Source organism: Cellulomonas triticagri (genome assembly GCF_003696205.1).
In the GTDB taxonomy this organism is placed as follows: domain Bacteria; phylum Actinomycetota; class Actinomycetes; order Actinomycetales; family Cellulomonadaceae; genus Cellulomonas; species Cellulomonas triticagri.
The window spans coordinates 1-12362 of record NZ_RFFI01000011.1 but is presented as its reverse complement, the minus strand read 5'-3'; the positions used below and the strand labels follow the sequence as shown (position 1 = coordinate 12362).

At 75.6% G+C, this 12362-nt stretch carries 14 protein-coding genes; 8 read left to right on the top strand and 6 right to left on the bottom strand.

The window, feature by feature from the left end:
• Window positions 1-50: 50 nt before the first annotated feature.
• On the top strand, window positions 51-1541 hold the full coding sequence (locus EBM89_RS03385; protein WP_199731958.1) for a PucR family transcriptional regulator: 1491 nt from the start codon (window positions 51-53) through the stop codon (window positions 1539-1541).
• A 16-nt stretch (window positions 1542-1557) separates the two neighbouring features.
• Here the strand turns inward: EBM89_RS03385 and EBM89_RS03380 are convergent, their stop codons facing one another.
• The 3 genes from EBM89_RS03380 to EBM89_RS03370 are packed head-to-tail and all read right to left on the bottom strand — an operon-like array spanning window position 1558 to window position 3070.
• Entirely contained in the window at window positions 1558-2427 is an 870-nt protein-coding gene (locus EBM89_RS03380) for an SURF1 family cytochrome oxidase biogenesis protein (RefSeq protein ID WP_122148052.1), read from the bottom strand.
• A complete protein-coding gene (locus EBM89_RS03375) occupies window positions 2424-2714 on the bottom strand; it encodes a hypothetical protein (protein ID WP_122148051.1) in 291 nt (96 codons plus the stop codon). Before EBM89_RS03375 ends, EBM89_RS03380 begins: the two co-directional genes overlap by 4 nt.
• On the bottom strand, window positions 2711-3070 hold the full coding sequence (locus tag EBM89_RS03370) for a DUF3099 domain-containing protein (RefSeq protein ID WP_233571514.1): 360 nt from the start codon (window positions 3068-3070) through the stop codon (window positions 2711-2713). Before EBM89_RS03370 ends, EBM89_RS03375 begins: the two co-directional genes overlap by 4 nt.
• Window positions 3071-3243: 173 nt before the next feature.
• Between EBM89_RS03370 and fabG the strand changes: the two genes are divergently transcribed.
• The 3 genes from fabG to EBM89_RS03355 are packed head-to-tail and all read left to right on the top strand — an operon-like array spanning window position 3244 to window position 5328.
• Window positions 3244-3978 (top strand): 3-oxoacyl-ACP reductase FabG, encoded by a 735-nt coding sequence (gene fabG, locus EBM89_RS03365; protein ID WP_122148049.1) that lies wholly within the window; start codon window positions 3244-3246, stop codon window positions 3976-3978.
• Between the two features lie 41 nt (window positions 3979-4019).
• On the top strand, window positions 4020-4787 hold the full coding sequence (fabI, locus tag EBM89_RS03360; protein ID WP_122148048.1) for an enoyl-ACP reductase FabI: 768 nt from the start codon (window positions 4020-4022) through the stop codon (window positions 4785-4787).
• Between the two features lie 19 nt (window positions 4788-4806).
• Window positions 4807-5328, top strand: coding sequence for a SixA phosphatase family protein (locus tag EBM89_RS03355; RefSeq protein WP_122148086.1), 522 nt, complete (start codon window positions 4807-4809; stop codon window positions 5326-5328).
• A 101-nt stretch (window positions 5329-5429) separates the two neighbouring features.
• Here the strand turns inward: EBM89_RS03355 and serB are convergent, their stop codons facing one another.
• Both serB and EBM89_RS03345 read right to left on the bottom strand, forming a co-directional pair.
• Window positions 5430-6077, bottom strand: coding sequence for a phosphoserine phosphatase SerB (serB, locus tag EBM89_RS03350; RefSeq protein WP_255414331.1), 648 nt, complete (start codon window positions 6075-6077; stop codon window positions 5430-5432).
• A gap of 68 nt (window positions 6078-6145) precedes the next feature.
• Window positions 6146-7387, bottom strand: a complete 1242-nt coding sequence (locus EBM89_RS03345; protein ID WP_122148046.1) for a glucose-1-phosphate adenylyltransferase — start codon at window positions 7385-7387, stop codon at window positions 6146-6148.
• A 70-nt stretch (window positions 7388-7457) separates the two neighbouring features.
• Between EBM89_RS03345 and glgA the strand changes: the two genes are divergently transcribed.
• Complete coding sequence (gene glgA / locus EBM89_RS03340) at window positions 7458-8687, top strand: glycogen synthase (protein ID WP_122148085.1); 1230 nt, start codon at window positions 7458-7460, stop codon at window positions 8685-8687.
• Window positions 8688-8721: 34 nt separating this feature from the next.
• On the opposite strand, the gene EBM89_RS03335 is transcribed toward glgA, so the two are convergent.
• Complete coding sequence (locus EBM89_RS03335) at window positions 8722-9570, bottom strand: Rv1486c family protein (protein WP_122148045.1); 849 nt, start codon at window positions 9568-9570, stop codon at window positions 8722-8724.
• Between the two features lie 89 nt (window positions 9571-9659).
• Here EBM89_RS03335 and EBM89_RS03330 point away from each other — a divergent pair, with 89 nt between their 5' ends.
• The 3 genes from EBM89_RS03330 to EBM89_RS03320 all read left to right on the top strand — a co-directional run.
• Window positions 9660-10445: an ABC transporter ATP-binding protein gene (locus tag EBM89_RS03330; RefSeq protein ID WP_122148084.1), complete on the top strand. Its 786-nt coding sequence runs from the start codon at window positions 9660-9662 to the stop codon at window positions 10443-10445.
• 181 nt (window positions 10446-10626) lie between these two features.
• Window positions 10627-11166 carry an NfeD family protein gene (locus EBM89_RS03325; protein WP_369408619.1) on the top strand — a complete coding sequence of 180 codons (540 nt, stop codon included), beginning with the start codon at window positions 10627-10629 and terminating at the stop codon, window positions 11164-11166.
• Between the two features lie 109 nt (window positions 11167-11275).
• Window positions 11276-12362: SPFH domain-containing protein (locus tag EBM89_RS03320; protein ID WP_147463434.1), on the top strand; the 1087-nt coding region annotated here is incomplete at its 3' end.

The following is a 12362-nucleotide window of genomic DNA, read 5'->3' as shown; positions in this document are numbered from 1 at the left end:
CAATGTGCCGTCAGACCACAGAACGGGGTGCGGTTGTGCCACCACCACAGGTGCGTGTCGAGCATGTTGCGCTGGACGAGGTCGTCGCCCAGGCGGACCGCTTCGGGGTCCGGGTGCTGACCGGCGACCCGGTCGGCGTGCCGGTGCTCGGGGTGCGCACGCTCCGGCTGGACGAGCTCGACCGCGCGGAGCCCGGGCACCTCGTCGTCGCCACCACGGGCACCGGCGCACCCGCGCGGGCCTACCAGATCGATATCGCCGTGCGCCGGGCCCTGGCCGGGTCGGTCGCGGCCCTCGTGCTGCCGGGCGTGGAGGCGCTGCCGGAGACGGCGCGCACCCTCGCGGCGGGCGGTGCGCTGCCGGTGCTCACGGCGCGCGCGGAGCCCGCCGAGCTCGCCGTGCTGGTCGACCGGCTGGTCGGCCGGGGTGCCGCCGGGTCGCTCGCCCGCGCCGAGCACGCCGTGGCCGCCGTCGCCGAGGCGCTGGCCGCCGACCCGTCGGACGCCCGGACCGCCGTGCTCGGCACCGCGGGCACCGCGCTCGGCGCGGTGCTGCGTCTCGACGAGGTGCCGGGCGTGCGGTGGACCGACCCGGACGCGGTCTGCATCGGCGAGGTCCCGCTCGGCCGCCTGGTCGCCGACCGGCAGGACCCCGCCGTCGCGCTCGCGCTGCCCGTCGTCGCGTCCATGCTGTCCCGGGCGCTCGCCCGCGAGACCCAGGACCGGTTCGGCCCCGTGCGCTCGCGCGCGGACCTCGTGGTCGAGCTGCTGCTCGCCGACACCGCGCGCATCGACGCGATCGGGGTCGACGCCGCGCGCGCGGGCCTGCCCGTCGCGCTGTCGCACACCGTCGCGTGGCTGGTCCCGCGCTACCGCCCTGACCCGCTGCGCCGCCCGCCCGCGGCGCTCGCCGCCACCATGGAGCTGCGCGCCCTGCAGCTCGTGGACGCGCGCGCCGAGACGTGGCACGTCGCGACGTTCCACGACGACCTCGTGGTGGTCGCCTCCGAGGAGACCGGGGCGCCCGACCACCAGCGGCGGCTGCGCGACGTCGCCGAGCGACTGGCGGAGCACGCCCGCGCCGTCGCGGGCGACGGGTGGACGGTCACCGTCGGCCTCGGCACCCCGCAGGGCGGCGCCGCCGGGCTGCGGCAGTCGGCCAGCGAGGCGCGGGTCGCCGCCGAGTCCGCCGTGGCCGCGGGCCGGTACGGCGCGGTCGAGGTCAGCGACGTGACCGGGCTGCGCCGGGTGCTGCTCGACTTCCACGCCTCGCCGCTCAGCCGCAGCCTGCTGGACGACCTGCTCGCGCCGCTGGACGCGCTCGGCGCGGAGCCCGCGGACACGGCCGTGCGCACCCTGCTGGCCTACCTCAGCACCCGCAACTCCCTCGCGCGCGCGGCCGCCCTGCTGACGCTGCACCCGAACGCGGTGAACTACCGGGTCCGGCGGATCGAGCGGACCCTCGCCCTCGACCTCGACGACCCGGACACCCGGTTCGCCCTGGAGCTCGCCTGCCGGCTCCGGCTCGTCGCCGGGGGCTGACTCCCGGGCGGCGCGCTCAGGGCAGCTGGGCGTCGATCAGGGCGTCCTCGGTGTCCTCGTCGCTGGTGCGCCGGCGGCGCGAGCGCTGCGCCGTCGGGACCGCGCCGGGCTCGCCGTCGGGCTGGTCGGCCTCCAGCAGCTCCCGCCGCGCCAGCCACCCGAACGCGCCGAGCGAGCCCACCGCGAACGTCCACCACTGGAACGCGTACGACAGGTGCGACCCCGGGTCGGTGGACGGCGCGGGCAGCGACCCCAGCCGCACGTCCGCCGCGGGCCGCTCCTCGACCACCGCGCCGTAGCCCCCGAACGACGCGACGTCGGTGCCGCCCGCGGCGAGCACCTGGTCCACGTGGATGGCCTGCACCTGGCCCGCGGGGGCCGAACGCTCGCTGGCCGGCTCGTCGGGCCGCAGGTGCACGGTGACGTCGACCTCGCCCGACGGGGGAGCGGGCAGGGAGACCTCGCCGCTGGCGTCGTCGTCCCACGCCACCCAGCCGCGGTCGACCACCAGCGCCGAGCCGTCCGCGAGCACCAGCGGGGTCAGCACGTGGAAGCCCGGCTCGCTGTTCACGGGGCGGTTGCGCAGCAGCACCGTCGCGTCGGCGTCGTAGGTCCCGGTGATGGTGGCCTGCCGCCACACGTCGCCCGGGTCCAGGTCGGCGCCCGCGCCCGGCAGCAGGTCCGCCAGCGGCACGGGGTCGGCGGAGTAGTTCTGCTCCACCAGCCGGATCGCCGCGTCGCGGGCGACATGCCGGTGCCACTGCCACCGGCCCAGGAAGACGCAGGCGGTGGAGACCACGACCGCGAGGACCACCAGGCCCACGGCGCGGCGCAGCGCCGGGTTGCCGCGCAGGGTCACCCGGGGGCGGGGCGCGTCGTCGGTCATCGCAGCCCGGGCAGCCCCGGCAGCCCGGTCCCCGGCAGCCCGGCCGGGCGCTCGCCGAGGTCGAGGCGCGGCAGGTCGGCGACCGGCACGGTCTCCTTCCAGAACGCCCGCGCCCGCAGGTACTCCTCCAGGTGCTCGCGGTGCTCGTCGCACGCCAGCCAGACCTTGCGCCGCACGGGGGTGTGCAGGCGCGGGTTGTTCCAGAGCACGCCCCAGGCCGCCTCGGCGCGGCAGCCGCGCGCGCTGCAGTCGAGGTCGCCGACGGCGTCGGGGGTGGGCGTCGTCATCGGGGTCCTCCGTCGGTGCGGTCGTCGCGCTCGCCGCGGTGGTCCCGGGCGTCGCCCGTCCCGGCGGGCCCGGCCGGCAGGGACGGCGGCAGCACCGCGACCGGCCCGACGGCCTGGCGCTCGCGCCCGGCGTTGGCGAACAGCACGGCGGTGTAGGGCAGGACCACGGCGCCGACGATGAGCGTCAGGCTCACCCACAGCGGCACGTGCGCCCACAGCAGCGCGGCCAGCAGGAAGCAGACCACCCGGATGCCCATCTGCACCAGGTAGCGCCGGGCCCGGCGGGCCTGGTCGGCGCCGAGGGGCTCGGGGGCGCTGGTGATGCTCTGCGCCGGGTCGGGGGTCCTCCTGCTCACACCTGATCGTAGGCGCGCCGTCCGACGGACGCCGCCCGCGCGGCGCGGTCGGGACCCGTGAGTCGCACCGCACCCGCGGCCCGGCGATTGTGCGAACCGGACAACCGTGGCCCGGCATCGTGTGCCGCGCCGGTGCATCGTCCGGCCGAGGGCGTCGGCTAGCGTCGACTTCCGTGTCCGAGACTTCCCAGCCCACCCGCCCGGAGCCGCGCAGCGTGCTCGTGACCGGCGCCAACCGCGGGATCGGTCGTGCCATCGCCGAGCGGTTCCTCGCCAACGGCGACAAGGTCGCCACGCTCGCCCGCAGCGGCGGCGCCCCCGACGGGGTGCTCACCGTGACCGGCGACGTGACCGACACCGCCGCCGTGGACGCCGCGTTCGCCGAGGTCGAGGCCGCGCACGGCCCCGTCGAGGTGCTCGTCGCGAACGCCGGCGTGACCCGCGACGGCCTGCTGATGCGGATGACCGACGAGGACTTCGAGCAGGTCGTCGACGTCAACCTCACCGGCGTCTTCCGCTGCGTGCGCCGCGCGTCCAAGGGCATGATCCGGCTGCGCCGCGGGCGCATCGTCATGATCGGCTCGGTCGTGGGCCTGTACGGCAACGCCGGGCAGGTCAACTACACGGCGACCAAGGCCGGCCTCGTCGGCATGGCCCGCTCGGTGACGCGCGAGCTCGGCGGGCGCGGCATCACCGCGAACGTCGTCGCCCCCGGCTTCGTGGAGACCTCCATGACGGCCGAGCTCACCCAGGACCGCCAGGACGCGTACCTGGCGTCGATCCCCGCGGGCCGGTTCGGTGCCGTGGACGAGATCGCCGCCGCCGTCGAGTTCCTCGCCTCGCCCGCCGCCGGGTACATCTCCGGCGCCGTGCTGCCGGTCGACGGCGGCCTCGGCATGGGCCACTGACCTCCCACCTCCCGCACCACCTCGCACAGATCGGATCGACCATGGGTCTCCTCGACGGCAAGAAGCTCCTCGTCACCGGCGTCCTCACCGACGGCTCCATCGCCTTCCACGTCGCGCGCCTCGCGCAGGAGGAGGGCGCCGAGGTCGTGCTGAGCTCGTTCGGGCGCCAGTTCCGCCTCACGCAGGCCATCGCCCGGCGGCTGCCGAAGGAGGCGCCGGTCGTGCAGCTCGACGTCACGGACGCCGAGGACCTGGCGGCCCTGCCGGAGCGCGTCCGCGAGCACGTGGACCACCTGGACGGGGTCGTGCACTCCATCGGCTTCGCGCCGCAGTCCGTCATGGGCGGCAACTTCCTCGCCGCCGAGTGGGCCGACGTCGCCACCGCGCTCGAGGTGTCCGCGTTCTCCCTGAAGTCGCTGGCCACCGCCACGCAGCCGCTGCTCACCGGCGGCGGCTCCATCGTCGGCCTGACCTTCGACGCGCGGTTCGCGTGGCCGGTCTACGACTGGATGGGCGTCGCCAAGGCCGCCTTCGAGTCGACCTCCCGCTACCTGGCCCGCGACCTCGGCCCGCAGGGCATCCGCGTCAACGTGGTGTCCGCCGGCCCGATCCGCACCACCGCCGCGAAGTCCATCCCGGGCTTCGAGTCGATGGAGGGCGGCTGGGACGGCCGCGCGCCCCTCGGCTGGGACGTGCACGACCCGGAGCCCACGGCCCGCGCGGTCGCGGCGCTGCTGTCCGACTGGTTCCCCAAGACGACGGGGGAGATGGTGCACGTCGACGGCGGCGTGCACGCGATGGGCCAGTAGTCGTGGGACGCTGGTGCGCGTGACCGACCGTTCCGCGCACCAGCTCGTCCTGCTCCGCCACGCGAAGGCGGAGCCCGCCGGGTCCCTCGACGACCAGATGCGCCCGCTCGCCCTCAAGGGCCGCTCGCAGGCCACCGGGGTCGGCGGGTCGCTGGCCGCGACCGGACTGGTGCCGGACGCCGTGCTGGTGTCGACGGCGCTGCGCACCCGCCAGACGTGGGACCTCGTGCGCGCCGGCCTCGGTGTGCCGCCCGAGGTGGCGACGCTCAGCGACGACGTCTACGCCGCCGGGGTGCGCAGCCTGCTCGGGCTGCTCCGGCAGACGGACGAGTCCGTCGGCACGCTGCTGGTCGTCGGCCACGAGCCGACCGTCTCGCAGACCGCCGCCGCGCTCGCCGGTCCGGGCTCGGACGAGGCCGCCGTCGCGCGCGTGCGCGTCGGGGTCCCGACGGCGACGTACTCGGTCCTCGAGGTCAGCGGCGCCTGGGCGGACCTGGAGCCGGACGCCGCGCGCCTGCTCACGGTGATCAGCCCGGACTGAGCCGTTCCCGGCGAGGTCGGTGGTCGCCGACGAGGTCGGTGGATCCGTTCCGCCGACCTCGACGTGTTCCCCCGACCTCGTGGGGTGGGGAAGCCCCCGCGTCAGTCCGCGAACGGGGGCAGGGTCAGCACCGCGTCCAGGCGGTCGTCCACCGCCGCGTCGGCCTGCGCGCGCACCACGGGCTTCGCGTTGAACGCGATGCCGTAGCCCGCCGCGGCGATCATGTCGAGGTCGTTCGCCCCGTCTCCGATGGCGACGGTGCGGTCCATCGGCACGCCCAGCTCGGCGGCCCACGCGCGCAGCTGCCGGGCCTTGACCGCCCGATCCACGACCTCGCCCGCGACCCGCCCGGTCAGCGCCCCGTGCTCGACCTCCAGCACGTTCGCGTGCGTGCGCGGGATGCCCAGGCGCGCCGCGAGCGGCTGCACGACCTCCGCGAACCCGCCGGAGACCACGCCGACGTGCCAGCCGCGCCGGTCGACCTCGGCCAGCAGCTCGACGGCGCCGGGGGTGACGACGACCTCCGCCAGCACGGCGTCCAGGACCGACACCGGCAGCCCGGCGAGGGTCGCGACGCGCGCCCGCAGGGACTCGGTGAAGTCGAGCTCGCCGCGCATGGCGCGCTCGGTGATGTCGGCGACCTCGTCCCGGCTGCCCGCGTGGGCGGCCAGCAGCTCGACGACCTCCTGGGTGATCAGGGTGGAGTCGACGTCCATCACGACGAGGCGGGGCGGCGTGGGCTGGCTCACGACGGCAGGCTACCGAGCGCGGCGGCGGTGCCGCGCCGGGTGTCCAGCCCCCGTGCGCCCGGACGCGGTCAGAGCGTGATCTCAGCGCCCTTCGGCACGACCGTGATGCCGGACTCGGTGACCGTGAACCCGCGCGCGAGGTCGTGCTCGCGGTCGATGCCGACCCGGGCGCGCTCGTGCACGACGACGTTCTTGTCGAGGATCGCGCGGTGCACCTGCGCGTACCGGTTCACGATGACGCCGTCCATGAGCACCGAGTCGGTGACCTGCGCCCACGAGTGCAGGTAGACCCCGGGGGACAGCACCGACCCGGACACGGTGGCGCCCGAGACGATGACGCCGGGCGACACGATGGAGTCCGCGGCGTGCCCGAGGCGGCCCGCCCCGGCGTGCACGAACTTCGCGGGCGGCAGCCCCGTGTAGCCGGTGTAGAGCGGCCACGCGTCGTTGTAGAGGTTGAACACCGGCTCGATGGAGATGAGGTCCTGGTTCGCGTCGTAGTACGAGTCCAGGGTCCCGACGTCGCGCCAGTAGTCGCGGTCCCGGTCCGTGGAGCCGGGGACGTCGTTGTTGATGAAGTCGTAGACGCCCGCGGTACCGCGCTCCACGAACGCGGGGACGAGGTCGCCGCCCATGTCGTGCCGGGACGTCGGGTTCTCGGCGTCCTCCGTGACGGCGCGGATCAGCGCGTCGGTGTTGACGACGTAGTTGCCCATCGACGCGAGGATCTCGCCGGGGGAGTCCGGCAGCCCGACGGGGTCGGCGGGCTTCTCCCGGAACGCGGTGATCCGCGTGGGGTCGGCCGGGTCGGTCTCGATCACGCCGAACTGGTCGGCCATCGCGATGGGCTGGCGGATGCCCGCGACCGTCATCTCGGCACCGGTGGCGATGTGCTGGTCCACCATCTGCGAGAAGTCCATGCGGTACACGTGGTCGGCGCCGACCACGACGACGATGTCGGGCCGCTCGTCGTCCAGGATGTTGAGGCACTGGTAGATCGCGTCGGCGCTACCGAGGTACCAGTGCTTGCCGACCCGCTGCTGCGCGGGCACGGGGGAGACGTAGTTGCCCAGCAGGGTCGACATGCGCCACGTCTTGGACACGTGCCGGTCGAGGCTGTGGGACTTGTACTGGGTCAGCACGATGATGTGCAGGTACCGCGAGTTCACCAGGTTCGACAGCGCGAAGTCGACGAGCCGGTAGATGCCCCCGAACGGGACCGCGGGCTTCGCGCGGGCGGCGGTGAGCGGCATGAGCCGCTTGCCCTCTCCACCTGCGAGGACGATTGCCAGGATGCGCGGCGCTGCCATGCCCCGACCCTAGGGCCACAGGACCGCCCACGGCGAGGCGAACGGGCAGTTCCGCGCTAGCGTGTCGCGCGTGAGAGTCGACCTGCTGACCCGCGAGTACCCGCCGCACGTCTACGGGGGTGCCGGCGTGCACGTGGCCGAGCTCGCCGCGGTGCTGCGGCGCAGCGTCGACGTGCGCGTCCACTGCTTCGACGGCGCACGCGACGAGCCCGGCGTGACGGGGTACGACGTGCCCGGTCCGCTGGCCGACGCGAACCCGGCCCTCGCGACCTTCGGGGTCGACCTGGCGATCGTCGACGGCGTGGGCCGCGCGGGCGGGGACGCGGGCGACGCGACCGACCTCGTGCACTCGCACACCTGGTACGCGAACCTCGCGGGCCACCTGGCGTCGCTGCTGCACGGCGTCCCGCACGTGGTGTCCGCGCACAGCCTGGAGCCGCTGCGCCCGTGGAAGGCCGAGCAGCTCGGCGGCGGCTACGCGCTGTCGTCCTGGGCCGAGCGCACGGCGTTCGAGTCCGCCGCCGCGGTGATCGCCGTGAGCGCGGGCATGCGGGCCGACATCCTGCGCTGCTACCCGGCGATCGACCCGGGTCGCGTCCACGTGGTGCACAACGGCATCGACCTCGCGGGCTGGCGCCGTCCCGGCACCGAGGACGAGTGGGACGCCGCGCGCGACGTGGCCCGCGCCAACGGCATCGACCCGGACCGCCCCGCGGTGGTGTTCGTCGGGCGGATCACGCGGCAGAAGGGGCTGCCGTACCTGCTGCGCGCCGCCGAGCAGCTGCCGCCCGAGGTGCAGCTCGTGCTGTGCGCCGGTGCGCCCGACACCCCGGAGATCCTCGCCGAGGTCACCGGGCTGGTCGAGCAGCTGCGCGCCCGCCGCGACGGGGTCGTCTGGATCGAGCGGATGCTGCCGCGCGACGAGCTCGTCGCGGTGCTCGCGACCGGGACGGTGTTCGCCTGCCCGTCGGTGTACGAGCCGCTGGGCATCGTCAACCTCGAGGCCATGGCCGTGGGCCTGCCCGTCGTCGGCACGGCGACCGGCGGCATCCCGGAGGTCGTGGACGCCGGGCGCACCGGCTGGCTCGTGCCGATCGACCAGGTGCAGGACGGCACGGGGACGCCGGTGGACCCCGACGCGTTCGTCGCCGACCTCGGCGCGACGCTCACCGAGGCCGTGTCCGACGTCGAGCGCGCGCGGGCCTGGGGCGTCGCGGCCCGGCAGCGGGTCGAGGACCACTTCTCCTGGGACGCGGTCGCCGAGCGGACGCTGGAGGTCTACCGCTCCGTGCTGCGCTGACGCGCGGCGTCCGTCCTGCCCGGCCCCGGGCGGCTCAGCCCCGGGCGGGGTCCGGGGCGTCGTGCGCCGGGTGCGTCGCCACCGCCAGGGCGCGCCGCGCGGCCCGGTCCACGTCCCGCAGCGCCGTGGTGCGCTGGTCGGCCTGCCACAGGTTGACCGCGGCACCGTCGTCCGCGGTCGCGATGTCGACGATGGCCCGCAGCCGCAGCGCCGACCCGATGACCCGCACCCGACGCGGGTCCAGGCCGGGCGGGAGCACCCCGCGCGCGTCCGGGGTGTCGCGCAGCGCGGCGATCCGCTCGGCGGCGTCCGGGCGCCACCGCGCGACGTCCAGGGTGGTCAGCGCCTCGGTCGCGCGGGTGAGCGCGACGGTGAGCTCCCGGTCCGCCTCGGCGAGCGTGCCGACGTGCCCGACGAGCGTCGTGCGCCACGCGGGGACCGCGTGCACCCGCCAGGTGACCTGGTGGCCCTGCTCGTAGACGCTGCCGAACACCTCGACGCGCGGCACGGCCGCGAAGTCGCCGTCGGGGGTGCTGACCAGCACCGCCTCGCCGGACTCCTGGGCCGGACCCGCCACCGCGGCGGGGGCGCCGGCCGGGTCGCCAGGTGCGGGCAGCACGGCGGCGACGACGCGCGGGCCGCTCGCCCACGCCGCGACGAGGTCGGCCAGCGTCGCCGTGCCCGCCCCGGCTCCCGGCAGCGGGGCGTCCTCCGACGCGCCTAGCCCCGGCACCCTCGCGCCGACCACCTCGACGCGGTGCGGCTCGTCGTCGCCCTGCACGGCGTCCAGGGTGCGCTGCACCGGTCCCGATCCGGCGCCCGGCTCGGCGAGCCAGAGCGCCAGCAGCACGGAACGGGGCAGGGCGAGGGGAGTGCGGTCCACGGCACCCAACGTACGTCCACCGGCGGACGTCGGGCGCCGCGCCCGCTTCGTGCCGCCCGTGGCCGTCCGGGCGGATAGGGTCGGTGACCATGACCGACGTGCTCGACCTGCAGGACGTGACCATCCGCCGCGGCACCACGACGATCCTCGACGGGCTGTCCTGGCGGGTCCGCGAGGGCGAGCGCTGGGTGGTCCTCGGACGCAACGGCGCCGGCAAGACAACGGTGCTCCAGGTGGCCTCCGGCCGGATGCACCCCACCTCCGGGACGGCCGACCTGCTGGGCTCGCGCCTCGGCCGGGTCGACGTCTTCGAGCTGCGGCCCCGCATCGGCCTGGCGAGCGCCGCGCTCGCGGACCGGATCCCCGGCGGTGAGCTCGTGCGCGACGTGGTGCTGACCGCCGCCTACGGCGTGACCGGCCGGTGGCGCGAGGCGTACGAGCAGGTCGACGAGTCGCGTGCGGCGGACCTCATGGCGGCGTTCGGCGTCGCCGGGTTCGCCGACCGGTACTTCGGCACGCTGAGCGAGGGCGAGCGCAAGCGCGTGCAGATCGCGCGGGCGCTGATGAGCGACCCCGAGCTGCTGCTGCTGGACGAGCCCGCCGCGGGCCTCGACCTCGGCGGGCGCGAGGAGCTCGTGGCGGCGCTGGCCGAGCTCGCGGGAGACCGGAAGTCCCCGGCGCTGGTGCTCGTGACGCACCACGTCGAGGAGATCCCGCCGGGCTTCACGCACCTGCTGCTGCTCGCGGGCGGGAAGGTGCACGCCGCCGGTCCGGTCGCGGAGGTGCTCACGGGCGAGAACCTCACGGCCGCGTTCGGCACCCCGCTGCAGGTGGAGCGCGTGGGCGACCGGTGGACGGCGCGCGCCGCGGACTGACCCGCTCCGCGCGGGCCGCCGGGGTCGCCGGGACGGTGCCCGGTTCGTCCGCTCGTCCGGCGGACCTCACCGGTTCCTCACAGGTCGGCAAAGGGATCGTCTAGGATCGTGGTGAGCGGCCGCGCCCCGGGGACGACCCCGGACCGGCGCGGCGACGACGACGGCGCCGGACGGCGCCCTGGTGAAGGGGGTCCCGATGGGCTGGCTCTGGTGGCTCGGGGGTGCGCTGCTGCTCGGCGTCGTCGAGATCTTCGCGCTCGACCTCATCTTCCTCATGCTGGCGGGCGGTGCCCTGGTGGGCGCCCTCGCGAACGCGCTCGGCGCGCCGCTGGCGGTGCAGATCGTGGCCGCGGCCGTGGCGTCGCTGCTGATGCTGTTCGCGCTGCGCCCGTTCCTGCTCCGGCGGCTGCGCCTGCGCACGTCGCTGGTGGAGACCAACACCGCCGCGCTCGTCGGCCGGTCGGCCGTCGTGGTGGCGCCCACGGACCTGGAGGGCGGCCGGGTCAAGCTCGCGGGCGAGGTCTGGTCGGCCCGGGCAGTGGGCGGGGCCGCGTTCGCGGCGGGCACCGAGGTGCGCGTGGCGCGCATCGACGGTGCGACCGCCGTGGTCGAGCCCGTCGGACCCGCTGGTGCCACGGGCCCCTCGGGGGCCGCCACCGACACGGCACCCGGCGGCCCGGCGGCAGCGCCGGGAGCACCGGGGGCACCGGCCGGGGCCTGACCGGGCGCCGGGAGGTGCCGGGTCCGCGAGGCCCGGCACGCACGGCGACGGCCGACCGGCCGCCGCCACGACGCGGTCCGTCCCGGGCCGCCGCAGGGAGGAGACGGACGTGGACGACCCCAACGTCGGCGCGATCGTGGGCTGGGTGTTCCTCGCAGTCCTCGCGATCTTCGTCGTGGTCACGCTGGCCCGGGCGGTGCGGGTCGTGCCGCAGACGGTCGCGCTGATCGTCGAGCGGCTGGGCCGCTACCACCGCACGATGGACGCGGGACTGCACCTGATCATCCCGTTCATCGACCGGGTCCGGGCCGGGGTCGACCTGCGCGAGCAGGTGGTGTCGTTCCCGCCGCAGCCCGTGATCACCTCGGACAACCTGGTCGTGAGCATCGACACGGTCATCTACTTCCAGGTCACCGAGCCGAAGTCCGCGGTCTACGAGATCGCCAACTACATCACCGGTATCGAGCAGCTCACCGTCACCACGCTCCGGAACGTCATCGGCTCGATGGACCTCGAGCAGACGCTGACCAGCCGGGACCAGATCAACGGCCAGCTGCGCGGTGTCCTCGACGAGGCCACCGGCAAGTGGGGCATCCGCGTGAACCGCGTCGAGCTGAAGAGCATCGACCCGCCCGCCTCCGTGCAGGGCGCGATGGAGCAGCAGATGCGCGCCGAGCGGGACCGTCGTGCGGCGATCCTCACGGCCGAGGGCGTGAAGCAGTCCCAGATCCTCACCGCCGAGGGTGAGAAGCAGGCCGCGATCCTGCGGGCCGAGGGCGCGGCGCAGTCCGCGATCCTCACCGCCGAGGGCGAGTCCCGCGCGATCCTCCAGGTGTTCGACGCCGTCCACCGCGGCGACGCCGACCCGAAGCTGCTGGCCTACCAGTACCTGCAGGCCCTGCCGAAGCTCGCCGCGACCCCGGCGAACAAGGTCTGGATCGTGCCGTCCGAGCTCACCGGCATGCTGGGCCAGTTCACGCAGGGCTTCGGCGCGGCGTTCGGCGGCGCCGCGGGCGGCGGGGCCGAGGCGCCCGCGCCGTCCCGCCCGGCCGGGGCGTCCCCGCTCAGCCCGGACGACCTGCCGCCGGTGGCGCTGACCGACCCGAAGGAGGCGCTGGCGGAGGCGCGGCGCGAGTCGCAGGCCGCCACGGCGGACGCGACGAGCGCGGGCACGTACAGCGGTCGCCCGTTCGACC